This window comes from Streptomyces sp. NRRL S-455, from assembly GCF_000717875.1.
In the GTDB taxonomy this organism is placed as follows: domain Bacteria; phylum Actinomycetota; class Actinomycetes; order Streptomycetales; family Streptomycetaceae; genus Streptomyces.
In genome coordinates, this window is the sequence record NZ_JOCT01000003.1 from 156,030 (window position 1) to 179,036 (window position 23,007).

Sequence of the window (23,007 nt, forward strand, 5' to 3'; positions counted from 1 at the left end):
CACATACGAAGAAGGCCATTGCCGGTGGGGCGTGGTTCGCATCCCATACGGCAATGGCCTCCTCGTCAGATCTGCTGTCGTCCGCCACCCATGTGACGGCGTACACGGACGACTGCTGCCGACCCTATCGGGGTCGGGCGTCGATCGCGGTACGGACTCAGATGCCGACCTTGATGCGCGTGAAGCGCTTCAGGGTGACACCGGCCTCGTCCAGGACCTTCTGGACGGACTTCTTGTTGTCGAGCGCGTAGGGCTGGCCGAGCAGCGTGGCGTCCTTGAAGAAGCCGTTGAGGCGACCCTCGACGATCTTCGGCAGGGCGGCCTCGGGCTTGCCCTCGGCGCGGGTGGTCTCCTCGGCGACGCGGCGCTCGGACTCGACGACCTCGGCCGGCACGTCCTCCTTGGAGAGGTACTTCGGCGCGAAGGCGGCGATGTGCTGGGCGACGCCCTTGGCGATCTCCGCGTTCGGCTTGTCCAGCTCGACGAGGACACCGATCTGCGGGGGCAGGTCGGGCATCGTGCGGTGCATGTACGCCGTGACGTAGCCGTCGGCGAACTGCGCGAAGCGGTCCAGGACGATCTTCTCGCCCAGGTTGGCGTTGGCCTCGTCCACGAACGCCTGGACGGTCTTGCCGGCCTCGATCTCGGAGGCGAGCAGGGCCTCGAGGTCGGCCGGGGAGGTCTTGGCGACGTGCTCGGCGATGGTCTTGGCCACGCCCTGGAACTTGTCACCCTTGGCGACGAAGTCCGTCTCGCACTTCAGCTCGACCAGGACACCGGAGGAGTTGTCGTCGGCGATGATCGAGACGACGGCACCGTTCTCGGCGGAGCGGCCCTCGCGCTTGGCGACGCCCTTCTGGCCCTTGATGCGGAGCGCCTCGACGGCCTTCTCGACGTTGCCCTCGGCCTCGTCCAGCGCCTTCTTGCAGTCCATCATGCCGGCGCCCGTGAGCTCACGGAGCTTCTTGACGTCGGCGGCGGTGTAGTTCGCCATGAGTCTGTGAATCTCTCTCGAAGTCTGGAAGATCGAAGATCTGCGGATGCGCCCCCATGGAGCCTGAGGGCGCTGTCGTTCCGCTGACCTACGGGTGAACAGCGGGAGCGGACTTCACCGCGCCGGAAGGCGCTGGTGATGCCGTACCGCTCCCGCCGTCACCTCGGACTGACGGGTCAGGCCTGCTCGGCCTCGGCGGCCTTCTCGCCCTCGGCCGGCTTCTCGGCCTCGGCGGCCGGAGCAGCCTCGGCAGCCGGAGCGGCCTCGGCGGCGGGGGCGGCCTCGTCGGCCTTCTTCTCGCCCTCGAGCAGGTCGCGCTCCCACTCGGCCAGCGGCTCGCCCGCGGCCTTCTCGCCCTTGCCCTCGGTGGCGACACCGCTGCGGGCGATGAGGCCCTCGGCGACGGCGTCGGCGATGACGCGGGTGAGCAGGGTGACGGAGCGGATCGCGTCGTCGTTGCCCGGGATCTTGTAGTCGACCTCGTCGGGGTCGCAGTTGGTGTCGAGGATCGCGACGACCGGGATGTTCAGCTTCCGGGCCTCACCAACGGCGATGTGCTCCTTCTTGGTGTCCACGATCCAGACGGCGCTGGGCACCTTCTGCATCTCGCGGATACCGCCGAGGGTCTTCTCCAGCTTGGCCTTCTCGCGGGAGAGGACCAGGAGCTCCTTCTTGGTCAGACCGGAGGCCGCGACGTCCTCGAAGTCGATCTGCTCCAGCTCCTTGAGGCGCTGCAGACGCTTGTAGACGGTCGAGAAGTTGGTGAGCATGCCGCCCAGCCAGCGCTGGTTGACGTAGGGCATGCCGACGCGGGTGGCCTGCTCGGCGATGGCCTCCTGCGCCTGCTTCTTCGTGCCGACGAACATGACCGTGCCGCCGTGGGCGACGGTCTCCTTGACGAACTCGTAGGCGCGGTCGATGTACGACAGCGACTGGAGCAGGTCGATGATGTAGATGCCGTTGCGCTCCGTGAAGATGAAGCGCTTCATCTTCGGGTTCCAACGACGGGTCTGGTGACCGAAGTGGACGCCGCTCTCCAGCAGCTCCCGCATCGTGACGACGGCCATGGCCGTATCTCCTTGATTTTCTCGGTTGTGCCGCGGATGCCGGACGGCTTCCGCGCCTGACGCCCACTGCGCGCCGTGCCACGAGGGACCGAGGGGCGCTGATACGGCCCGTTTCCGGGCTGCGTATAGGGGCGTGCGAAGTCGACCCGGTGACCCGGGTCGCCACCAGAAGTGTACGGGACCCGCGGGGCCCCGGGTGACGCCGTTGTCCACAACCGGCGGGCGATCCACAGCGACAGGCTGTGACGAGCGCGACTCCGGGACGCTTTCCGCATGCGAGCGAACCGAGGTGTACGCGTGTGCACGCGCCTGATCCTGCTGCCGGTCTTCACCGCGACGGCCCTGCTGGCCCCGCCACCGCGCCTCTTCGCGGCGGATTCACCCGCCGGGGACGCCGCCGTGCCCGCGGTGGGACGCACCTGGCCTGTGGGCCTGCGCCCCGAGATCCCGCGCGGCTGGGAACCTCCGGCGACGGTCTACGGCCGGGGCCACCGGGGCGTGGACCTGACGGCGGCACCAGGGACACCGGTACGGGCGGTGGCGGCGGGGCGGGTGTCCTTCGCGGGGCGGGTGGCGGGCAAGGGGGTGGTCTCGGTGGAACTCGCGGGCACCGGCGACCCGCCCCTGCGCACGACCTACGAACCGGTGACCGTGTCGGTGGAGGAGGGCGACGAGGTGGAGCCGGGCGAGGTGATCGGCACGGTGGAGGCGAGCGGCTCGCACTGCACGGCTACGTGCCTGCATTGGGGGTTGCGACGTGGGGAGACGTACCTGAACCCACTGTCGCTCCTGCCCTCGTGGTTGTTGCACACGGGTCCCTCGCGGCTACTGCCGGTCCACGGGACTACCTAGCTGCGGGCAGTCGTACCGCTCGGGGCGGCGGGTGGGCGCAGCGGCACCCTGCACCGCCGGGCTGCGGCCCCCGGGCCTCAGCTCCCGCGCAGCTCAGCCCCGTACACCCCGCAGCGCCATGGACACCGCCGCGTCCGCGATAGCGCCCGGCTCTTCCGCAGCCCCCAGCTCGATCCTCCGCACAGCCGCGTCCACAATCCCCTGCACCAACATGGCCGCGAGCCGAGGCTGCTCGTGCCCCATCTCCCCCAGGGCATCGACGATCAGCGCGACGAGCCCTCCGTGCGCCGCCCGGATCTTCTCCCGGGCCCCCGCGTCCAGCTCACTCGCGGAGATCGCGACCACGGCCCGGTGCCGCCGGTCCCCGACCAGCTCCAGCTGCTGCCGCACATACGCCTCGACCTTGGCCTCGGCCGTCGTCGCCCGTTCCATCGCCGCCGACACTTCCGCCGCCCAGAGGGGAAAGTCGACTTCGCACAGCTCCTCGACCACGGCCGCCCGTGACCGGAAGTACTCGTAGACGGAGGACCGCGCGAGGCCCGTCCGTTCGGCGAGGGCCGGGAAGGTCAGCGCCTCCGTCCCGCCCTCGGACAACAAGGAACGAGCCGCGTCCAGCAGGGCGGCTCGCTGCATCGACCGGTGCTCGGCCACGGAGGCCGCTCGAATCCTTGGCACGTCAGCCACTCTACGGACGTGCCGGGCCCGACGGGAGGGACTCCGGCCGACCCGCCGCCATCCGGCCAGGTCAGCGGCCGAAGCTCGCGAGTTTCGCTCTCAGCTGGAGCACCGACTTGGTGTGGATCTGGCTGACCCTGCTCTCGGTCACGCCCAGCACGTTCCCGATCTCGGCCAGAGTCAGGCCCTCGTAGTAGTACAGCGTGACCACGGTCTTCTCCCGCTCGGGCAGCGTGTTGATCGCCCTCGCCAGGAGCCTCCGCAGCTCCCGGTCCTCGGCGACCTCCACAGGGTTGTCGGCGGCGGTGTCCTCCAGCGTGTCCATGACGCTCAGCCCGTCGCCGCCCTCGGCCCCGACGTGCAGCAGCTCCTCCAGGGCCACCACGTTGGCCAGCGACAACTGACTGAACACCGCGTGGAGTTCCTCCACCGCGATGCCCATCTCGGCGGCCACCTCGCCCTCCGTCGGCGTCCGCCGCAGCCGCGCCTCCAGCGTGGCGTACGCCCGCTCCACGTTGCGCGCCTTCTGCCGCACCGAGCGGGGGATCCAGTCCAGCGCCCGCAGCTCGTCGATCATTGCGCCCCGGATCCGGGTGATCGCGTACGTCTCGAACTTGATCTCGCGGTCGATGTCGAACTTCTCGATCGCGTCGATCAGCCCGAACACCCCGGACGAGACGAAGTCGGCCTGCTCGACGTTGGCGGGCAGGCCCACGCTGACCCGTCCCGCGACGTACTTCACGAGCGGCGAGTAGTGCAGGATCAGCTGCTCCCGCAGCCGCTCGTCCCCCGTCGCCTTGTACGACCGCCACAGCTCGTCGAGCGTCGAGGGAGCGGGCGGCCGCACGCTGCCACCGTCACCGGCGGCTGGGGGGATCGCCGCCCGGTCGGACCCGGAGGTGTGCTGGGGCATTCGTCGCCTTGTGCCGTTCTGCTGCGGAGTGGTGCTGCTGGAGTGGGCTGTCTGTCTGATGTCGAGTTGCCTGTCCGTGTCGGGACCCTCGTGAGCGTAGCGTGACTGTGGTGTCGCGGTGGGCGAAGAGCGGAGGTCGAAGGAGGCGCAGATGCGTTCCGCGAGGCCTCCCGCAGCGCTGCCACGGCTGCTCGGCCTGATCACCGGAGGACCCCAACTGGGCGAATTTCCAAGGCATGTCGGGGTTCCCCCGGACGGCCGAACAGGTCTGGTCACGGTGGCCCCGGACCGCCGCGGACCGACATCATCGCCTGGCGTGTCAACTTCCAGCCCTCGTCGTGTCGTTCGACGTAACCGAGTGCGCGGAGTTCGTACAGCCTCGCGATCGCGTCGTCCGGTGTGGTCTGCGCGTTCCGGGCCACCTCGTCCGGCCGGGCCGCCCGACGGGCCGGCAGTGCGGCGAGCACCTGCCGCGCGGCCGGTTCCAGCAGGTCCCGGGGCAGAACCGGGCCGCTCCGCTCAGGGGCCAGCTGTCCGATGTCCCCCACCAGCTCGATGACGTCCGCGACGTCGGTGACCAGGACCGCCTCCCCACGCAGCAGTGCGTGCACCCCGGCGGACAGCCCGCTGGTGGCCGGGCCCGGCACGCCCATCGTGTGCCGGCCGAGGCGTTGTGCCGCCCGCGCCGTGACCAGGGAGCCGCTGCGATGGGCGGCCTCGACGACCACGGTGCCACGGGTGAGGGCGGCGATCACCCGGTTCCGGAGGATGAAGCGGCTCGGTGTCGGGTGCTCCCCGGGCGGCAGCTCACCGATGACGAGCCCCTGGTCGGCGATCCTGGTGATCAGCTGGGTGTGTCCGCGCGGATAGGGCCGGTCGACGCCGCACGCGAGGACGGCGACAGTGGCGCCGCCCGCGCCGAGGGCACCGCGGTGGGCGGCGCCGTCGATCCCGTAGGCGCCACCGGACACCACGACCCAGCCCTGCTCGGCGAGGCCTGCCGCGAGGGTGGCCGCCATGTGCGCCCCGTACTCGGTACAGGCACGGGCCCCCACGACGGCGACGGACCTCAACGCCCACATCCGCAGACTGGCCGGCCCCCGCACCCACAGCCCGAGGGGCCGGGCATCCCCGAGATCATCGAGCTGCCCCGGCCACTCCACGCTCCCGGGGCAGACGAACCGCACCCCGGCGTGCCGCGCGGTGGCGAGATCCTCGCGCGGCCGAGCCGCCCCGGCCCTGGCGAGCAGCCCCTTCCACCGCTTGACGCTCACCCCCGGCAGAGGCAGCCCGCCGTCCCGCAACCGACGGGCCACCTCCCCGGCCCCCAGCTCGCGCACCCACCGCCCACCGGCTTCGTCGCCGGGCTCGATGACCCTGGTGAGGAAGACGCGTGTGAGCAGTTCGTCGTCCGGTTCTTCGACGATGCTCATGTCAGCGCTCCGATGGCCATGGGCACGCCCCTCGGCACACCGGTGCGCAGTTGGAGCGCGAGTGCGACGTCTGTCGCGTCGGGCCGGTCGTGACCGACGAGATCGGCGACGGTCCAGGCCACACGTAGGACACGATCGAGGCCGCGGGCGGTCAGAACACCCCGCTCCAGGCTCCGCTCGGCCTCGTCCATCGCACCGGACGCGGCGTACCAGCGGCTGCGCAGCTCGCGGCCGGGCACCTCGCTGTTGGTGTGCCACGGGGTGCCGGCGAGGCGCTCCGCAGACCGCTCCCGGGCCGCCCGCACCCGGTCCGCGACCGTCGCGGTGGTCTCACCCGGTGCCCCGCGGGTGGTCAGCTCGGTGCGGGTGACGCGGTCCACCTCGACACGCAGGTCGACCCGGTCCAGCAGCGGACCGGAGAGCCTGGCCTGGTAGCGGCGGATCGCCGAGGGCGGGCACTCGCACAGGTCGCCCTGCGGGGAGAACCGGCCGCACGGGCAGGGATTCGCCGCCAGCACCATGAGGAACTTGGCCGGGAAGCGCACCACTCCGGCACTGCGCGCGATCACGACGTGCCCCGCCTCCAGCGGCTGGCGCAGGGCGTCCAGGGCCCGGCTGCTGAATTCGGGCGTTTCATCTAAAAACAGCACTCCCCGGTGGGACAGTGACACCGCGCCGGGCCGTGCGATGCCCGGGCCGCCGCCGACGAGAGCCTGCATCGTGGCCGAGTGGTGCGGGGCGCAGTAGGGAGCCACGTCGATCAGAGGCTTGCCCGGGGGCAGCAGGCCCGCCACCGAGTGGACCGCGGTGACCTCCAGGGACTCCTGCCGGCCGAGTCGGGGCAGGATGGCGGGCAGCCGCTCGGCGAGCATCGTCTTGCCGGCGCCGGGAGGCCCTTCCAGGAACAGGTGGTGACCGCCGGCCGCGGCCACCTCCACCGCCGTGCGCGCGGAGATCTGCCCTACGACGTCCGCCAGGTCGTGGCCGTGGTCGTGCTGAGCGGCGCCGACGCTGTGCATACCCGTGGCCGCGCCCGTGCCCGGCACGCGCAGGCCGGCCAGGAGCGGGTCCGGGCGCCCCGGCCCGTCCTGCGGCTCCTCGTCCGGCACCGGCTCGTCGGCCAGGATGGCGATCAGCTGCCGCAGGCTCCGCACGCCCAGCACCGAGACCCCGGGCACCAGGGATGCCTCGGCGGCGGCGCATTCCGGCACCACCACCTGCTCATACCCCGCGTCCGCCGCCGCCAGCACCGCCGGCAGGACCCCCCGTACCGGCCGCACCCGCCCGTCCAGCCCCAGTTCGCCGATCATCACGATGTCGGCGAGGACCCGGGGGTCGATGCGTTCCGCCGCGCCGAGGACCGCCGCGGCGACGGCCAGGTCGAAGCCGCTGCCGCTCTTGGGTACGGAGGCCGGGCTCAGGCCGACCGTGAGTTTCTTCTGCGGCCAGGCCGCTCCCGAGTTGACGACGGCGGCACGCACCCGGTCCCGGCTCTCCGTGAGGCTCTTGTCCGGCAGCCCCACCAGCGTGAACGCCGCGACGCCCGGCTCGAGGTCGGCCTGGACCTCGACGACCACGCCCTCGACGCCCACGAGCGCCACCGAACAGGTACGGGCGAATCCCATCAGGCCACCCCCCGCACGTGTTCGACCACGGCCGCGCCGCGGCGCGGCAGCAGCACCCCGACCACGTCGATGCGGACCCCGCCGGGCGGTGCGCCCCCGTGGGTCTGGATCCACCGCTCGGCGAGACCCCGCAGCCGCTCCGCCTTCCGCGGGGTCACGGCCGCCATCGGATGCTCGAAGGGGCTTTCCCTGCGGGTCTTCACCTCACAGATGACCAGGACGTCCCCGTCCCTGGCCACGATGTCGATCTCGCCGGTACGGCCGGAGCGCCAGTTGCGCTCCAGGACCGTCATCCCGACCTCGGTCAGCCGCCTCGCGGCCAGACTCTCGCCGTACCTGCCCATCGCACTGCGGGCCCGATGTGCGTTCACGTCGGCACCACCTCCGGCGCCAACGGTCACGCACCCGCCCCGACGAAGTGGATCTTGGTGGACGGCTCAGCGGTTGTGGACAACTCCGTCACCCGCGCGGATGAACCTCACCCGCTCGGCAGCTCCAGATCACTCTTGTTGAGCTCCTCGATGTTCACGTCCTTGAACGTCAGGACCCGGACCTGCTTCACGAACCGCGCCGGCCGGTACATGTCCCACACCCAGGCATCCGCCATGGACACCTCGAAGAACACCTCACCCTGGACCGAGTGCACCTGCATCTCGTAGTCGTTGGTCAGGTAGAAGCGCCGCTCGGTCTCGATCACGTATTTGAACAGACCGACGACATCGCGGTACTCCCGGTAGAGCTTCAGCTCCATCTCGGTCTCGTACTTCTCGAGGTCCTCGGCGCTCATGGCATGTTCCCCTTCAGCCGTGCGATCCCACCATTGTGCGCCAGTCCTGTGAGCCCTCAGACGATTTCCGGGTCAAGGATCACGGGCCTGGCCGGGGGACCTTCGTCGAGCAGCGTGCGCAGCAGCCCGGCGAGTCTGGTCGGATACACCGTCTCATGCGCCCGGGCCAGTTCCGGACACGTCCACCAGCGCGCTCCGGCGACACTGCGCCGCTCCAGCTCGGTCAGCCCCGCGGGCTCGATCGCCGTACGGTCCGTCCGAGCCAGGTAGTACCACTCGTCCTGGTCCCAGCGGCGGCCCGCGAACGGGAACGAGCACATCCGCCGCCACAGCACCGGGCCGAACTCGACCTCGGTGATGCCCGTCTCCTCGGCGAGTTCCCGCAGGGCGGCCTCTTCACGGGTCTCGTCGCCCTCCACTCCGCCGCCGGGGGTGAACCACCAGTCGTCGGCCGGATCGTCCGGCTCGTGCCCGTGCAGCAGCAGGATGCGGTCCCGCGGGTCGAGCAGCACCACCCGGGCGACCTTGCGCAGCCCGCCCGCACAGCCGTCCTGGCCCGTCCTCTCGGCCTCAGCGGACACCTGCGGGCTCCGCGCTCGCCCGCCGGGCCCTGGCCGCGCCTGTTCGCTTGGCGATGGGGCCGTAGGCGCCCCCGCCGAGGACGAGCACGGCGCCGCCGATCACCAGAGCCGTGATCGTCCGCAGCGGTCCGGGCGAGGACAGGACGCCGAGCGCCTCGAAGCCGGTGGGGCGGGGCAGCGGGCCGTCCATCGGGTAGACGACGGCGTCCACCCGTGCGTCGACGGCGGAGCGCGCCACGGTGCCGCTGGCGGCGTCGGTCAGGTGGGCGGTGGAGTCCACGGAGCTCCCGCGCTCGTCTCCGAGCAGGAAGAGGCGGCCCTTGGGGACGGTCACGGTCGGGAAGCCGGTGATCTCGGCCGGCTCGCCCTTGGGCAGGTAGGGCTCGTCGATCTCCTTGCCGTTGACCTTCAGCTTGCCGTCCTGGCAGCAGGAGACCGTGTCACCGCCGACGGCGACCACGCGCTTGACCATCGGCGCATCGCCCCAGGTCGCGTCCTTGAAGACGACGACGTCGCCGCGGCGTACCTCGCCTCCGTCGACACGCTGCGCGAGGATCCGGTCGCCCGCCTCGATCGTCGGCGACATCGAACCGGTGGGCACGGTGTACGGCCGGTAGATCACCGCCGCCCAGGCGAAACCCCCGAGGAACAGCGCGAGGCCCAGTGCGACGGCCAGCCCGGACAACCGCTGTCCGGTCCGGCTGCCCACCGGCCCCGTGCCTGGGCCACCGCCGCGCGGGGCCGTGTGCGTCATGCTCTCGCCACCCATGGGTCCGCACCCTACCCGGGGGTACCGACCATGGTCAGCCCGCCGCCGGAGTCACGGCTTCCTGCGGCGCCACCACACCACCGGCAGCACACCGGCAAGCGCCAGCCCCTGCGGTGCCACGGGCAGGTCGGCGGCGGCCGGCCGGGCGTTCAGGCCCGACTGGTCGAAGGTGTCCGGCACCGGCAGGTTGTCCCAGCGGTTGATCGGCCAGGCGATGACGACGGCACGTCCGACGACCTCCTTCACCGGGACCATGCCGTGGTTCTTGTCCGACTGGTTGTAGCGGGAGTCCCGGGAGTTCTGCCGGTGGTCGCCCATCACCCAGATGTAGCCCTCGGGAACCTTCACCTTGAATTGACCGCCCTGTTCGTCCACGCTGCACGGCGTGTTGCCCTGGTAGACGTAGGACTTCTCGTCCAGCGCCTTGCCGTTCACCGTCAGCGGGCCGGTGGCCTTGCACTCGATCGTGTCGCCGCCGACGCCGACGACGCGCTTGATGAGGTCCTTCTCCTCGGAGGACGGCATCAGGCCGATCCAGCTCAGGAACGTCTGGAGCGCGTTCGGATCCGTGGTCGGCTCGCCCGCCAGCCAGTTGTCGGGATCGTGGAAGACGACGACCTCGCCCCGTTCGGGCTCGGAGCCGAACCAGGGGGTGAGCTTGTCGACGAGGACGCGGTCGCCCTGCTGGAGGGTGTTCTGCATCGAGTCGGACGGGATGGAGAACGCCTGTACCAGGAAGGTCTTGATCAGCAGCGCGAGCACCAGTGCGATACCGATCAGGATGGGCAGCTCCTTCCAGAAGGAGCGTGGCTTCTTCGGCGTCCGGGCCGTGCCGCCCGGCCCTTGGTCCCCGGCTGTGCTGTACTCGCCTGTCACCCTGTCATCCTCGGCTGCCCCGGAGTCATTCCCGGAGGTCACGGTGCTGTCCGCGGCCGGGACGGTGGATCCCGCGGGGTGTCCGCGGTGCTCCTCGCCGTCGTGTCCGGACCGTGCGCCAACCGCCACATCCCCCACGCCAACTCCTCACTCTGTGCCGCCGCCTGCCCCATACGCGGCGCAGGCCCACCACTCCCATAACGAGCGGGAGTTCCGCAGGGGTCGGGAGCTGGATCGTTCCGTTCGAATCGTCGGAAGCAACCCTATGCGACGGAGAGGCCGCGGCGGTCGACCCGGTGGTCCAGTCGGACACGGAGGCGTAGGTCTGCGGTTCGTCCAGCGTGTTCCAGTGGCCGAGGGGCCAGGCGATGACCATGGCGCGGCCCACCACCTCGTCCTCGGAAACGGTGCCGCCGTAGTCGGTGTCCTGGTGGGCCCGGGAGTCCGCGGAGTTGTTCCGGTGGTCGCCCATCACCCACAGCCGGCCCGGCGGGACCGTGGTCTCGAACGGCGTGTCGGACGGGGCGTTGCCGGGGTACAGGTAGTCCTCGTTCAGCGGGATGCCGTTGACGGTCACGCGCCCTTGCGCGTCGCAGCACTTGACGCGGTCGCCGCCGACGCCGACGACCCGCTTGATGAGGTCCTTCTCGTTGTCGGACGGCAGCAGACCGATGAAGGTGAGCCCTTCCTTGACCTGCTTGATGACGACCGGGTCCTCCTGCTGCGGTGTGGTCTGCTCGTCCTGGAGCCAGCCGCCGGGGTCCTTGAAGACGACGACGTCCCCGCGCTGCGGCTTGGAACCGAACCACGGGGTGAGCTTGTCGACCAGTACGCGGTCGCCGATCTGGATCGTCTGCTCCATGGAGCCGGACGGGATGACGAAGGCCTGGACGAGGAATGTCTTCAGCACGAGGGCGATGAGGACAGCGACGCCGACGAGGAGGGGTATCTCCTTGACGGCACCGCGCCTGCGGCGCCGCTTGACCTTGCGCTGGAGCTTGCGCCGCTCGGCGCGCGTCCGGCCGGCGGCCGGGGCGGAGGTGCGCCGGGCGCCGGTGGGCAGCAGATTCTCCGCAGGGCCGGCGGGGACGCCGCGCGGTTTGCCGCGGTTACCCATGGGCGCCCGCCCTTCCGGCGGCGGGCACGCGCGCGTAGGCGTCGGGGCGGTGCAGGCGTGCGGCGTGGCCGGGGGGCCAGACGATGCCGTCGGCGCGGCCGATCACGTCGCCGACCGGGATCATTCCGCCGCCGGGTGAGCCGAGGTGGTCGCGGGAGTCGCTGGACCGGCTGCGGTGGTCGCCGAGGACGAACAGGGCGCCGTCGGGGACGACGACGTCGAAGGGCACCGTGGACGGGCTGTCGCCGGGGTACAGGAAGCCCGACTCGTCGACCGGCCGGCCGTTCACCTGGATCCTCCCCTCCTTGTCGCAGCAGACCACATGGTCTTCCCCCACGCCGACAACGCGTTTGATGTAGTCCGCGTGCCCGAAGTACCCGGTCCCGTCGAACACGACGATGTCTCCCCGCTGCGGCTGTGCACCGAAACGGTATGCCAACTTATTTACGAGAACCCGGTCCCCGATCCTCAAAGCCTGCTCCATGGATCCGCTGGGGATCTGGAACGGCCGCAGCACGAACGTGGAGAGCAGCAGCAGGAACAGCAGGCAGGCCAGCAGGGTCAGCGTGATCCGGCCGCCGGGAATCCACTCGGCGGCACACGACAACGCGAAACGCGACCGTTCCTCCGGCCCGTCGGCTTCCGAGGGGTCCTCGGAGCCGGAAGGGCGGGAGGAGCGGTCGCGCTCCGTCGGCTGTGCTTCGGTGTCCATCGGAGCCAGATGCTATCCGGCCCCGATGTGAACCCCGGAGAGCGCTCAGCTCTCGCGCTTCTCCTTGATCTTCGCGGCCTTGCCGCGCAGCTCGCGCAGGTAGTACAGCTTGGCGCGGCGGACGTCACCCTTGGTGACGAGCTCGATCTTCTCCACGATCGGGGTGTGCACCGGGAAGGTGCGCTCGACGCCGACGGAGAAGGAGACCTTGCGGACCGTGAAGGTCTCGCGCACGCCGGCGCCCTGGCGGCGGATCACGACGCCCTTGAACTGCTGCACACGGGAGCGGTTGCCCTCGATGACGCGGACGTGCACGTTGACGGTGTCGCCCGGGCGGAAGGCGGGGACGTCGCTGCGCAGCGACGCGGAGTCGACGGAGTCGAGCAGGTGAGACATTTCGTCTGCTTTCCTCGCTGATGCCACAGGTCATCAACGGAAACTAGGTGTTTCGGGATCAGGGCTGTGCGGGTCGGGGCGGGCGTCGTCTCCCCCTGTGGCAGGGGCGCACGCCGGACCGACGCACAACAGCTGGCTATTCTTCCACGCCGTCGGTCCTGCGCCAAAATCGGCCGTACGGCTCACCGGCCGGGTCGGGTGCCCAGCCCAGGATGGAGAGCATCTCGCGGTCCTTCTTGTCGAAGGCCTTGGGGTCGCACCGCTCGATGAGGTCGGGCCGGTGGGCGGTGGTGCGCTTGAGGGCCTCGTCCCGGCGCCAGCGGGCGATCTTGCCGTGGTGGCCGCTGAGCAGCACGTCGGGGATGTCCCGGCCGCGCCACTCGGGCGGCTTGGTGTAGACGGGCCCCTCCAGCAGGTTGGCCATCGCCCCGGGCGCGAAGGAGTCGTCCCGGTGGGACTCGGCGTTGCCCAGGACGCCGGGCAGCAGCCGCGCCACGGCCTCCGTGACGACCAGGACGGCCGCCTCGCCGCCGGCCAGGACGTAGTCGCCGATGGACACCTCGTACACCGGCATCCGGGTCGCGTACTCGTCGACGACGCGCCGGTCGATGCCCTCGTAGCGGGCCGGCGTGAAGATCAGCCAGGGGCGCTCGGAGAGGTGGACGGCGAGTTCCTGGGTGAAGGGGCGGCCGCTCGGGGTCGGCACGATCAGGGCAGGTTCGCGCGAGCCGGTCTCGTAGCCGTCGGCCAGGACGGAGTCGAGCGCGTCTCCCCAGGGCTCGGTCTTCATGACCATGCCCGGGCCGCCACCGTACGGGGTGTCGTCGACGGTGTGGTGCCGGTCGTACGTCCAGGCGCGCAGGTCGTGGACGTGGACATCGAGCTGTCCACGCGCGCGTGCCTTGCCGACGAGAGAGACGTTGAGCGGTTCCAGGTACTCGGGGAAGATCGTGACCACGTCGAGGCGCATTACGACTCTTCCCGGCTGGAGGCGATCTCGGCGCGGTCGTCGATCAGGCCCGGGGGCGGGGTGATGACGGCCTTCTGCTCCTCCAGGTCGATCTCGCTGACGATCTCCTCGACGAAGGGGATCAGCACCTCGCTGCCGTCGGGGCGCTCCACGATGAACAGGTCCTGGGTGGGCAGGTGCGAGATCTCCGTGATCCGGCCGACCTCCGTGCCGTCCGCGGTGACCACGTCGAGGTCGATGAGCTGGTGGTCGTAGTACTCGTCCTCGCCCTCCGGCAGCTCGTCCGGGTCGATCTCGGCGATCAGGAGGGTGTTGCGCAGGGCCTCGGCGCCGGTGCGGTCGCTGACGCCCTCGAAGCGCAGCAGGAGGCGGCCGCTGTGGACGCGGCCGGTCTCGATGGTGAGCGGTCCCGCGGAGGCGGGGTCGGTGGCGAGTACGGCGCCGGGGGCGAGCCTGAGCTCCGGCTCGTCGGTCCGTACCTCGACGGTGACCTCACCCTTGATGCCATGGGCACGGCCGATCCGTGCGACTACCAACTGCACGTGTGCATTCTCCTGTCGTGTGCCTACGGCATCACTTCGTATACGACTGCGGGCCGGGGACGGCCCAGTGGCCCTCCCCGGCCCGAGCCGGTTGCGCGATAAGCGTCAGCGGACGTGGTCCACGTCGACGAGGTCGACGCGGACGCCGCGACCGCCGATGGCGCCCACGACGGTACGCAGGGCGCGTGCGGTGCGGCCGTTGCGGCCGATCACCTTGCCGAGGTCGTCCGGGTGGACCCGGACCTCGAGCACCCGCCCGCGGCGCAGGTTGCGCGAGGCGACCTGCACATCGTCAGGGTTGTCGACGATGCCCTTCACGAGGTGCTCGAGAGCCTCCTCGAGCATGCTCAGGCCTCGGTCGAAGCAGACGCCGAGGAATCAGCGGCGGCCTCGTCCTTCTTCTCAGCCTTCTTCTTCTGGGTGATCGCCTCACCCTTGCCCTCGTCGTCACCGCCGAGAGCCTCGAACGACGGGCGCTCGGCCTTCTCGGCCTGCGTCAGGAGCGGGGCCGGAGCGGGCTCGCCCTTGAACTTCTGCCAGTCGCCGGTCTTCTTGAGGATGGCCATGACGGGCTCGGTCGGCTGCGCGCCGACACCCAGCCAGTACGCCACGCGCTCGGCGTCCACCTCGATGACCGACGGGTTGTAGGTCGGGTGGTACTTGCCGATCTCCTCGATCGCACGGCCGTCACGGCGGGTGCGGGAGTCGGCGACGACGATGCGGTAGTGAGGCGAACGGATCTTGCCCAGACGCTTCAGCTTGATCTTGACTGCCACGGGAGTGGGTTCTCCTGGATTTGACGTGGTTGGGCACGGCGAGAGAAGCCGCGTGGGGTTGCGGTACCCGAGTGCCCGATGGACGCGTCAGCCGGAGGAGAGAGGGGTCCTGTGCGGCTGTCGAGTACAGCTAGCCATTGTGCCATACCCTGCGGGCCGCTCCGGGCCAGGGGTGAGAGGGCTGTGCGGGCACGCCGACCCGGCACCCGGCGTGGAAGTACGTCGGGTGCGCGATCCGGCGGTGCGGGGTGCTGCCCGCGCCCGCCCGCGCCCGGCCCAGCGGCACGACCGTCCACGGACTGCGGATCCCCCGCACCCCGGCGTCCCTACGCACCGGCAGCCACGAGATGCCGGTTGTGGACGTCAGCCGGCCGCCGCTCCCGCTCCCACCACGTCCGGGATGCGGAACGGCTTGCCGCAGCCGCCGCAGACGATGGGGGCCTGGGCTAGGACCGACGGGACGACGCGGACGTTGCGGCCGCAGTCGCAGACCGCCTTGACCCGCACGCCGCCGCCCGAGGAGCCGTGGCGGGCGGCCGGGCCCCGGAAGGTGCGGGAGGTCTCGGAGGAGGTCGCGGCCGTATGGGCCTTCAGCGCGCGCTGGAGGCGTTCGGTCGTCGGGCGGTAACGGCGCTTCGCCTCGGGGGTGAGCGTGACCAGGGAGAAGCCGCTGCTGGGGTGCGGCTCCTCGGGGTGGTCCAAGCCCAGCTCCTCGGCGATCGCGAGGAATCTGCGGTTGTGGTAGCGGCCGGCGCGGGAGGTGTCGCGGACGCCGCGCGCGGCGGCGACGCCATGGACTGCCTCATGGAGCAGTCGCTCGAAGGAGAGCTCGTGACCGCACGCGGACGACGACTCCCCGATCAGGGACTCTGGCGCGGCAAGGTCGGGCAGCTCGGGGTGGTACCGCTGAATGTCGGCCCACGCCTGTGCCAGCTCTGCGGCGAGTACAGGTGGTGTCTGTGTCGTGCTCACGTAATGACAACGAGCCGGGGTGCCTCAGTGTTCCGATTCCGGGGCATCCCAAATAATTTGCACGTACCCGTCAGTTGCCTCTGATGCGCCCTGACGAGGGCGCCTGCGCTGATCTGCGGAGAAGCCTCACAGCTCACCACAAGGTGGTGCGTAGTTCCGCGTAAGCCCCGGCGCGTATGCGATGCACGCGCGCCGGGGTACCAGAGGTCCGCGGGTACGCAAGAGGCGTTTCGGCCGCCCGGAGCCCTACTCAGTAAGCGCGTGCGACGACCGCGACGTTACCGGGTGCGTCGTCGGCGTCCGGCACCGACCCGTCCTCGGCGACCAGACACCGTACGGTCACCGCGTGATCGGCCAGCTTGGCCTCGCCCTCCTCGCCGAGCGTGGCCCACGGGACGCGTGCCCAGCCGCCGGCGGTGGCCGCCTCGACGGCCTCCTCGAAGGTGGACACCTCGGCCGTACGGGCTTCGCGGCGCTCACGGGACTGCTTCAGCAGCAGCGCCTGGTCCTCCTCCAGCACCTTGGGCAGCAGCGCGACCAGTTCGTCCAGGGACACCGGCTCCTTGCCGCCCGGGATGCGGCGCGCCAGCATGGCGGTGCCGTTCTCCAGGTCGCGCGGGCCGACCTCGATCCGGACCGGTACGCCCTTGAGCTCCCAGTCGACGGCGCGGCGGCCGAACGGGGTGTCGGTGCGGTCGTCGACGTGGACGCGGACGCCCGCCGCCCTGAGCCGGTCGCCGAGCTCGCGGACCTTGGCCAGAACCGCCTCGTCGCCCTTGATCGCGAGCACCACGGCCTGGATCTGCGCCAGCCGCGGCGGGACGCGCAGTCCGTCGTCGTCGCCGTGCATCATCACCAGGGCGCCGATCATGCGGGTGGTGGAGCCCCAGGAGGTCTGCCAGACGAGTTCCTGCCGGCCGTCCTTGGACAGGTAGCGGGTGTTGAAGGCCTTCGCGAAGTTCTGGCCGAGTTCGTGGCTCGTCGCCATCTGGAGGGCTTTGCCGTCGCCCATCATGCCCTCGAGCGTGAGGGTGTTGATCGCGCCCGCGAACCGCTCCTTGACGGTCTTGCGGCCGGGGACGACGTCCATCGCGAGGACGTTGAGCATGAAGTCCTCGTAGACCGCGTGGTGAATGTGCGCGGCGAAATCACGGGCCTCCTCGTACGTGGCGTGCGCGGTGTGGCCCTCCTGCCAAAGGAACTCGGACGTGCGCAGGAAGAGACGCGGCCGCAGTTCCCAGCGCACGACGTTCGCCCACTGGTTGATGAGCAGCGGCAGGTCGCGGTAGCTCTGCACCCACTTCGAGAAGGAGGCGTTGACGATCATCTCGGAGGTGGGCCGGACCACGGCGGGCTCTTCGAGTTCCTTGCCGCCGCCGTGCGTGACGACGGCCAGCTCGGGCGCGAAGCCCTCGACGTGGTCGGCCTCCCTGGTCAGGTACGACTCGGGGATCAGTAGCGGGAAGTACGCGTTCTGGGTGCCCGTCTCCTTGATACGGGCGTCCATCTCCGCCTGCATCCGCTCCCACAGCCCGTAGCCGTACGGTCGGATGACCATGGTGCCCCGCACCGGACCGTTGTCGGCGAGCTCCGCCTTGGTGATCAAGTCCTGGTACCAGCGCGGGAAATCGTCCGCCCGGGAGGTGAGAACAGGTGCCTTCGTCATGGCGGGATGCTACGGGCCCACGTTGCCGGAATGTGAAATCTCGCCACCGGCACATGACATCTCGCAAGCCCTGGCGCATTCCACTGGACGACAGGTCGAGGGGGGAGTTTCCTGGCATACGGGGGTAGTGCGAGCGCACTGTCACGGGGGCCATGGAATCGGGCAAGAGGCAACTCTCCGCGGATTGGGGCGCTTACTTATGACACCTACGCTCGTGCGGCAGCACCTGCCTCACGCGGGGGCCGCACCCCGCGTGGACCTGCGTGCACGCGCGCGTGACTGGTCCGAGATACAGGAGCGGATGCTGGTACCGCTCTATGAGGCCGTCTACGAGCGACTGGACGTGGGTCCCGCCACCCGGCTGCTCGGTCTCGGCTGCGGTTCCGGACTCGCGCTGCTGATGGCCGCCGCCCGGGGAGCGGCGGTCACCGGTGTCGACGCTTCCCCCGAAAGAATGACCCTGGCACGGGAGCGGCTGCTGCCCGAGGCGGGCGGCGGGGACACCCGTGCGGACACCCGGCTGGTCGACGGCTCTCCCCGGGACACCGAGGAGCCGGGCGCTCCCGCCTACACCCTGGTGACCGCGTTCGAGCCGATCGGGTGCCTCGCCGGCGACTCGGAGGGGCTGGGTGGGCTGCTCGCGGAGGCGACGCCGCTGGCCGAGCGCGGAGCGGCCGTGGTGCTGGCCGGCTGGGGTCCGCCGGAGCGGTGCGCCACGACGTCGGTCCTGCGGGTGGCCACCAAGCTGACGGAGCCGCTGCGCAACACGGGCAGCTGGCGGCCGGCCCTCCGCGACGACCTGGAGAACGTCGCCCAGCGGGCGGGACTCAGGCCGGACGGCTCCGGGCGGGTGGCGTGCCCCTTCGGGTACGCCGACGTGGACAGTGCGGTACGCGGGCTGAAGTCGACCGGCCTCTTCGACGCGGCGATGACGGCGACGGACCAGGTCCAGGTGGACAAGGAACTGACCGAGGCCCTGCATCCGCACCAGCGTCAGGACGGCACGGTGTGGATGCCGAACGTGTTCCGCTACCTGATCGCCCGGACCCCGTGACATCCAGGCTCTGACCGGTCGGCGCACCACTGAGGGCGCCTCCCCTTTCACCAGGGGGAACGCCCTCGGGGTGGTACGGGAACGGGCCGTCAGCCCATGAACTTCTTGAACTCGTCGGGGAGTTCGAAGTCCTTGCCGCCCTGCTGCGGGAGCCCGAAGGCGCTGCCGCCCTCGGCGGCGGCCGCCCGGCGGGCCGCGGCCTCCTGCTCCTGCTGCTTGCGCTTCATCGGGTTGCCGGAGCGCTGCTTGCCCTTGGCCTGCTTCTGCTTCTTCTTCGTCCGGCCGGGACCGCCACCCATGCCGGGCATCCCCGGCATCCCGGGCATGCCGCCGCCCTGGGCCATGCGGGACATCATCTTGCGGGCCTCGAAGAACCGCTCGACCAGGTTCTTCACCGCGCTGACCTCGACGCCGGAGCCCTTGGCGATACGGGCGCGGCGCGAGCCGTTGATGATCGTCGGCTCCTGGCGCTCGGCCGGGGTCATCGACTTGATGATGGCCGCCGTACGGTCGACGTCCCGCTCGTCGAGGTTGTTGATCTGGTCCTTCATCTGGCCCATGCCCGGGAGCATGCCGAGCAGCTTGGAGATGGAGCCCATCTTCCTGACCTGCTCCATCTGGGCCAGGAAGTCGTCGAGGGTGAAGTCCTGGCCCTTCTTGGAGGCCAGCTTCTCCGCCATCTTCTGGGCTTCGGCCTGGTCGAAGGTCTTCTCCGCCTGCTCGATCAGGGTGAGCAGGTCACCCATGTCGAGGATGCGGGAGGCCATCCGGTCCGGGTGGAAGGCGTCGAAGTCGTCGAGCTTCTCGCCGTTCGAGGCGAACATGATCGGCTTGCCGGTGATCTGCCGGATCGACAGGGCGGCACCACCGCGGGCGTCACCGTCGAGCTTGGAGAGCACCACGCCGTCGAAGCCGACGCCGTCGCGGAAGGCCTCGGCGGTGTTGACGGCGTCCTGACCGATCATCGCGTCGACGACGAACAGGATCTCGTCGGGGCTGACCGCGTCGCGGATGTCCGCGGCCTGCTGCATCATCTCCTGGTCGATGCCGAGACGGCCGGCGGTGTCCACGATCACGATGTCGTGGACCTTGGACCGGGCGTGCTCGATGGAGTCCTTGGCGACCTTGACCGGGTCACCGACGCCGTTGCCCGGCTCCGGCGCGTAGACGGCGACGCCCGCGCGCTCGGCGACGACGCTGAGCTGGTTGACGGCGTTCGGGCGCTGGAGGTCACAGGCGACCAGCAGCGGCGAGTGGCCCTGCTCCTTCAGCCAGCGGCCGAGCTTGCCCGCGAGGGTGGTCTTACCGGCACCCTGCAGACCGGCCAGCATGATCACGGTGGGCGGCTGCTTGGCGAAGCGCAGGCGCCGGGTCTCGCCGCCGAGGATGGTGACCAGTTCCTCGTTGACGATCTTCAGGACCTGCTGGGCCGGGTTCAGCGCCTTGCTGACCTCGGCACCGAGGGCACGCTCCTTGACGTTCTTGATGAACGCGCGGACGACCGGCAGGGCGACGTCGGCTTCGAGAAGAGCGATCCGGATCTCGCGCGCCGTGGCGTCGATGTCCGCCTCGGAGAGCCGTCCCTTGCCGCGCAGGTTCTTGAAGGTCGCTGAGAGGCGATCGGAAAGAGTATCGAACACGGCGCTCGCGGTCCTCGGGGTCGGAGACAGACTGGGGAATCGCCCTCCAGGGTATCCCGGCGTGACAAGTCGCCGGGTCGGCATCACCCCCGCAGTGTCTCCTCCAGCTTCCGCGCCACCGACTCGGCCTCGTCCCCGGGCAGGGGGGCGCCCTTCGGGCCGGTCACGTAGAAGGCGTCCACGGCGTTGGCGCCGAGGGTCGAGACGTGGGCGCTGCGCACCTGCACGCTCGCGTCCTCCAGGGCGCGGCCGATGCGGAAGAGCAGCCCCGGGGCGTCCTGGGAGCGGACCTCGATGACGGTGGCCAGCCGGGAGGCGGCCGGGTGGACCGACACCCGGGGTGGCGGGGCCACCACGCCCCGGCGGCGCGGGTAGGCCGCGTCCCGCTCGGCGAGGCGGCCGGCGATGTCCAGGGAGCCGTCCAGGGCCCGTACGAGGTCCGCGCGCAGACGGGCGGCCTGCGGCAGTGAGCCGTACTCGGCGGCGACCCGCCAGTTCAGCAGCAGCACGGAGCCGTCGACACCGTCCGGCAGGCTCAGGGACCGCAGTTCGGCGGTCCGTACGGTCAGCCGGTGCATGGCGAGGACGCCGGCCACCGAGGGCAGCACGCCCGGCTGGTCGGGGACGGCGATCAGCAGTTCCACTCCGAGCGGCTCCGGGTCACCGGACGGCTCCTGCCCGGCGGGCGGCTCGGTCTGGGCCCGCAGGGAGAGCACCGGGCTGCCCGTCGCGACCGCCTCGATGGCGAGCCGCTCCTGCTCGGCGGTGGGCGCGGCCTCCTCCGGGTCGTCCGGGGCGTCCCCGGCGAGCACCGCCGAGACCCGCTGGACCAGGTCGGCGACGAGCGAGGCGCGCCAGGCCGACCAGGCGGCCGGGCCGGTGGCCAGGGCGTCGGCCTCGGTGAGCGCGTGGAGCAGCTCCAGGGTGCCCTGTGAGCCGACGGCCTCGGCGACCGAGCGCACGGTGGCCGGGTCCTCCAGGTCACGCCGGGTGGCCGTGTCGACGAGCAGCAGGTGGTGCCGTACGAGGGTGGCGAGGACCGTCACGTCGTGGCGGTCGAAGCCGATGCGGGCGGCCACGTCCTTGGCGATGATCTCGCCGGCCACCGAGTGGTCGCCGGGCCAGCCCTTGCCGATGTCGTGCAGCAGCGCGGCGACCAGCAGCAGGTCGGGGCGGCTGACCCGGCGGGTGAACTCGGAGGCGCGCACGGCGGTCTCGATGAGGTGCCGGTCGACGGTCCAGATGTGCACGGCGTTGCGCTGCGGACGGCAGCGCACCCGCTCCCAGTCGGGCAGCAGCCGGGTGATCAGACCTTCGGCTTCCAGCGCCTCCCAGACCTCGATGGTGGGGCGGCCGGAGCCGAGCAGGGTGACGAGTTGTTCGCGTGCCTCGGCAGGCCAGGGCGTGGGCACCGGGCGCACCGTGGCCGCCAGGCGCCGTACGGCGTGCAGGGAGAGCGGGAGCCCGGCCTGCGCAGCGGCCGCCGCGGCACGCAACGGCAGCACGGGGTCGCGCTCGGGGCGCGCGGCACGGGCGAGCACCACCTCACCGTCCTGCTCCACCACGCCCTCGGCCAGCGGGGAACGCTCCGCGGTCGGCTTCCCGCCGCCCAGCGCCCTCCCGTCGCCCACCACCGCCCTTCTGAGGAAGTCGCTTCGCTCCCCCACCAGTTTGCGCAGCCGGGGCCGCACGGCGCGCGATCGCAGTACGCGGCCCACCTCGCGCCAGGTGACGTCGCTGGCGTAGGAGACGACCCGCGCCGCCTCGTACACCTGCCGCAGCAGGGCGTCCGCGTCGAGCAGACCGAGCTCGGTGGCCACCTGGTCCTGCTCCTGGAGGGCGAGCCGGTCGGTCGCGCGTCCGGTGGTCAGGTGCAGGGCGTCCCGTACGTCGAGGAGCCGGCGCCTGGCGTCGGCGAGACCTTCGCGCGGGGCGTCGGCGAGCCAGGAGGCGGCGACGGCGCGCAGGGCGGTGGCGTCGCGCAGCCCGCCCCGGGCCTCCTTCAGGTCCGGCTCCAGCAGGTACTGCAGCTCGCCCTGCCGCTCGGCGCGTTCGGCGCACAGTTCCTGGAGTTCGGGGAGGCGTTTGGGCGCCTGGTTGCGCCAGTCGGCCAGCACGGTCGTACGCAGCCCCGAGGTGAGACCGAGGTCGCCGGCGATGTGCCGGGCGTCCAGCAGGCCGAGCTGGACCTTGAGGTCCTCGGCAGCGGTCTTGCGGGCCTCGGCGGGGGTGCGGACGGAGTGGTCGAGGGCCAGGCCCAGGTCCCACACGGGGTACCAGAGCCGGTCAGCGAGGGCGGCGACAGCCTTGGGATCGCTGCCGTCGTGCAGCAGGAGCAGGTCGAGGTCGCTGCGCGGGGACAGCTCGCCGCGTCCGTAGCCGCCGACGGCGACCAGGGAGACTCCGCGCAGTCCCTCGGCGCCCGAGGCGAACAGGCCGGTGAGCCAGTCGTCCGTCAGCTCGGCCAGGGCCGCACGGCGCGGCGGCCCGGACCGCGCCTCCTCGGTGAGGAGACGCAGCCGGGCCGCCGCGTAGCCGCTGGGTCCCGAGTCCTCTGCTTTCGTGTGCACGTCCGTACCCGTCACCCAGC

General features: G+C 71.0%; 24 protein-coding genes. 2 read left to right on the forward strand and 22 right to left on the reverse strand.

The window, feature by feature from the left end; translation table 11 throughout:
- Nucleotides 1–157 precede the first annotated feature (157 nt).
- Both tsf and rpsB read right to left on the reverse strand, forming a co-directional pair.
- Complete coding sequence (gene tsf, locus IE97_RS0104780; RefSeq protein WP_030231576.1) at nt 158–994, reverse strand: translation elongation factor Ts; 837 nt, start codon at nt 992–994, stop codon at nt 158–160.
- Between the two features lie 176 nt (nt 995–1,170).
- A complete protein-coding gene (gene rpsB, locus IE97_RS0104785; protein WP_030231579.1) occupies nt 1,171–2,061 on the reverse strand; it encodes a 30S ribosomal protein S2 in 891 nt (296 codons plus the stop codon).
- A 273-nt stretch (nt 2,062–2,334) separates the two neighbouring features.
- Here rpsB and IE97_RS0104790 point away from each other — a divergent pair, with 273 nt between their 5' ends.
- Nucleotides 2,335–2,913, forward strand: coding sequence for a M23 family metallopeptidase (locus IE97_RS0104790; RefSeq protein ID WP_030231583.1), 579 nt, complete (start codon nt 2,335–2,337; stop codon nt 2,911–2,913).
- Between the two features lie 93 nt (nt 2,914–3,006).
- Here the strand turns inward: IE97_RS0104790 and IE97_RS0104795 are convergent, their stop codons facing one another.
- The 18 genes from IE97_RS0104795 to proS form a co-directional block, all read right to left on the reverse strand.
- Nucleotides 3,007–3,564: a TetR/AcrR family transcriptional regulator gene (locus IE97_RS0104795; protein WP_030231587.1), complete on the reverse strand. Its 558-nt coding sequence runs from the start codon at nt 3,562–3,564 to the stop codon at nt 3,007–3,009.
- 94 nt (nt 3,565–3,658) lie between these two features.
- Nucleotides 3,659–4,501, reverse strand: coding sequence for an RNA polymerase sigma factor WhiG (whiG, locus tag IE97_RS0104800; protein WP_030231592.1), 843 nt, complete (start codon nt 4,499–4,501; stop codon nt 3,659–3,661).
- Between the two features lie 272 nt (nt 4,502–4,773).
- Nucleotides 4,774–5,934 (reverse strand): DNA-processing protein DprA, encoded by a 1,161-nt coding sequence (gene dprA, locus IE97_RS0104805; protein ID WP_030231598.1) that lies wholly within the window; start codon nt 5,932–5,934, stop codon nt 4,774–4,776.
- Complete coding sequence (locus IE97_RS0104810; RefSeq protein WP_030231602.1) at nt 5,931–7,559, reverse strand: YifB family Mg chelatase-like AAA ATPase; 1,629 nt, start codon at nt 7,557–7,559, stop codon at nt 5,931–5,933. The genes dprA and IE97_RS0104810 overlap by 4 nt, the downstream gene beginning before the upstream one ends.
- Complete coding sequence (locus IE97_RS0104815; RefSeq protein ID WP_030231605.1) at nt 7,559–7,960, reverse strand: YraN family protein; 402 nt, start codon at nt 7,958–7,960, stop codon at nt 7,559–7,561. Before IE97_RS0104815 ends, IE97_RS0104810 begins: the two co-directional genes overlap by 1 nt.
- A 77-nt stretch (nt 7,961–8,037) precedes the next feature.
- On the reverse strand, nt 8,038–8,346 hold the full coding sequence (locus tag IE97_RS0104820; protein WP_003993268.1) for a DUF2469 domain-containing protein: 309 nt from the start codon (nt 8,344–8,346) through the stop codon (nt 8,038–8,040).
- Nucleotides 8,347–8,402: 56 nt separating this feature from the next.
- Complete coding sequence (locus IE97_RS0104825; protein ID WP_030231610.1) at nt 8,403–8,927, reverse strand: NUDIX hydrolase; 525 nt, start codon at nt 8,925–8,927, stop codon at nt 8,403–8,405.
- Nucleotides 8,917–9,696, reverse strand: coding sequence for a signal peptidase I (lepB, locus tag IE97_RS0104830; protein WP_030231614.1), 780 nt, complete (start codon nt 9,694–9,696; stop codon nt 8,917–8,919). Before lepB (IE97_RS0104830) ends, IE97_RS0104825 begins: the two co-directional genes overlap by 11 nt.
- A 51-nt stretch (nt 9,697–9,747) precedes the next feature.
- Complete coding sequence (gene lepB / locus IE97_RS0104835; protein WP_037834653.1) at nt 9,748–10,710, reverse strand: signal peptidase I; 963 nt, start codon at nt 10,708–10,710, stop codon at nt 9,748–9,750.
- The gene (gene lepB, locus IE97_RS0104840) at nt 10,598–11,689 is read right to left on the reverse strand and encodes a signal peptidase I (RefSeq protein WP_030231621.1); all 1,092 of its coding nucleotides are present in this window, start codon (nt 11,687–11,689) and stop codon (nt 10,598–10,600) included. Before lepB (IE97_RS0104840) ends, lepB (IE97_RS0104835) begins: the two co-directional genes overlap by 113 nt.
- Nucleotides 11,682–12,401 (reverse strand): signal peptidase I, encoded by a 720-nt coding sequence (lepB, locus tag IE97_RS0104845; RefSeq protein WP_030231626.1) that lies wholly within the window; start codon nt 12,399–12,401, stop codon nt 11,682–11,684. Before lepB (IE97_RS0104845) ends, lepB (IE97_RS0104840) begins: the two co-directional genes overlap by 8 nt.
- A gap of 45 nt (nt 12,402–12,446) precedes the next feature.
- On the reverse strand, nt 12,447–12,797 hold the full coding sequence (rplS, locus tag IE97_RS0104850) for a 50S ribosomal protein L19 (protein WP_030231630.1): 351 nt from the start codon (nt 12,795–12,797) through the stop codon (nt 12,447–12,449).
- A 136-nt stretch (nt 12,798–12,933) separates the two neighbouring features.
- Nucleotides 12,934–13,767 carry a tRNA (guanosine(37)-N1)-methyltransferase TrmD gene (gene trmD / locus IE97_RS0104855; RefSeq protein WP_030231634.1) on the reverse strand — a complete coding sequence of 278 codons (834 nt, stop codon included), beginning with the start codon at nt 13,765–13,767 and terminating at the stop codon, nt 12,934–12,936.
- Complete coding sequence (gene rimM / locus IE97_RS0104860) at nt 13,767–14,309, reverse strand: ribosome maturation factor RimM (RefSeq protein ID WP_030231638.1); 543 nt, start codon at nt 14,307–14,309, stop codon at nt 13,767–13,769. Before rimM ends, trmD begins: the two co-directional genes overlap by 1 nt.
- Nucleotides 14,310–14,414: 105 nt before the next feature.
- Complete coding sequence (locus IE97_RS0104865; RefSeq protein ID WP_003973401.1) at nt 14,415–14,654, reverse strand: RNA-binding protein; 240 nt, start codon at nt 14,652–14,654, stop codon at nt 14,415–14,417.
- A gap of 2 nt (nt 14,655–14,656) precedes the next feature.
- Nucleotides 14,657–15,085, reverse strand: coding sequence for a 30S ribosomal protein S16 (rpsP, locus tag IE97_RS0104870; protein ID WP_030231645.1), 429 nt, complete (start codon nt 15,083–15,085; stop codon nt 14,657–14,659).
- 363 nt (nt 15,086–15,448) lie between these two features.
- Nucleotides 15,449–16,057, reverse strand: a complete 609-nt coding sequence (locus IE97_RS0104875; RefSeq protein WP_030231647.1) for a hypothetical protein — start codon at nt 16,055–16,057, stop codon at nt 15,449–15,451.
- Nucleotides 16,058–16,307: 250 nt separating this feature from the next.
- Complete coding sequence (gene proS / locus IE97_RS0104880; protein WP_030231651.1) at nt 16,308–17,723, reverse strand: proline--tRNA ligase; 1,416 nt, start codon at nt 17,721–17,723, stop codon at nt 16,308–16,310.
- Between the two features lie 199 nt (nt 17,724–17,922).
- Between proS and IE97_RS0104885 the strand changes: the two genes are divergently transcribed.
- Entirely contained in the window at nt 17,923–18,777 is an 855-nt protein-coding gene (locus tag IE97_RS0104885) for a methyltransferase domain-containing protein (protein WP_030896660.1), read from the forward strand.
- An 89-nt stretch (nt 18,778–18,866) separates the two neighbouring features.
- Here IE97_RS0104885 and ffh read toward each other — a convergent pair whose 3' ends face one another.
- Nucleotides 18,867–20,417, reverse strand: coding sequence for a signal recognition particle protein (gene ffh / locus IE97_RS0104890; protein ID WP_030231655.1), 1,551 nt, complete (start codon nt 20,415–20,417; stop codon nt 18,867–18,869).
- Between the two features lie 83 nt (nt 20,418–20,500).
- On the reverse strand, nt 20,501–23,002 hold the full coding sequence (locus IE97_RS0104895) for a [protein-PII] uridylyltransferase (RefSeq protein WP_030231658.1): 2,502 nt from the start codon (nt 23,000–23,002) through the stop codon (nt 20,501–20,503).
- Nucleotides 23,003–23,007: the final 5 nt, after the last annotated feature.

Excerpts from the sequence above, each read along its gene's own strand:
- whiG (WP_030231592.1), bottom strand. The coding sequence starts at position 4,501 with ATGCCCCAGCACACCTCCGGGTCCGACCGGGCGGCGATCCCCCCAGCC.
- IE97_RS0104820 (WP_003993268.1), bottom strand. The coding sequence starts at position 8,346 with ATGAGCGCCGAGGACCTCGAGAAGTACGAGACCGAGATGGAGCTGAAG.
- rpsB (WP_030231579.1), bottom strand. The coding sequence starts at position 2,061 with ATGGCCGTCGTCACGATGCGGGAGCTGCTGGAGAGCGGCGTCCACTTC.
- lepB (WP_030231614.1), bottom strand. The coding sequence starts at position 9,696 with ATGGGTGGCGAGAGCATGACGCACACGGCCCCGCGCGGCGGTGGCCCA.
- IE97_RS0104865 (WP_003973401.1), bottom strand. The coding sequence starts at position 14,654 with ATGCTCGAGGAGGCTCTCGAGCACCTCGTGAAGGGCATCGTCGACAAC.
- lepB (WP_030231621.1), bottom strand. The coding sequence starts at position 11,689 with ATGGGTAACCGCGGCAAACCGCGCGGCGTCCCCGCCGGCCCTGCGGAG.
- dprA (WP_030231598.1), bottom strand. The coding sequence starts at position 5,934 with ATGAGCATCGTCGAAGAACCGGACGACGAACTGCTCACACGCGTCTTC.
- IE97_RS0104810 (WP_030231602.1), bottom strand. The coding sequence starts at position 7,559 with ATGGGATTCGCCCGTACCTGTTCGGTGGCGCTCGTGGGCGTCGAGGGC.
- proS (WP_030231651.1), bottom strand. The coding sequence starts at position 17,723 with ATGACGAAGGCACCTGTTCTCACCTCCCGGGCGGACGATTTCCCGCGC.
- IE97_RS0104790 (WP_030231583.1), top strand. The coding sequence starts at position 2,335 with ATGCGAGCGAACCGAGGTGTACGCGTGTGCACGCGCCTGATCCTGCTG.
- rplS (WP_030231630.1), bottom strand. The coding sequence starts at position 12,797 with ATGTCTCACCTGCTCGACTCCGTCGACTCCGCGTCGCTGCGCAGCGAC.
- trmD (WP_030231634.1), bottom strand. The coding sequence starts at position 13,767 with ATGCGCCTCGACGTGGTCACGATCTTCCCCGAGTACCTGGAACCGCTC.
- IE97_RS0104885 (WP_030896660.1), top strand. The coding sequence starts at position 17,923 with ATGACACCTACGCTCGTGCGGCAGCACCTGCCTCACGCGGGGGCCGCA.
- tsf (WP_030231576.1), bottom strand. The coding sequence starts at position 994 with ATGGCGAACTACACCGCCGCCGACGTCAAGAAGCTCCGTGAGCTCACG.
- lepB (WP_030231626.1), bottom strand. The coding sequence starts at position 12,401 with ATGGACACCGAAGCACAGCCGACGGAGCGCGACCGCTCCTCCCGCCCT.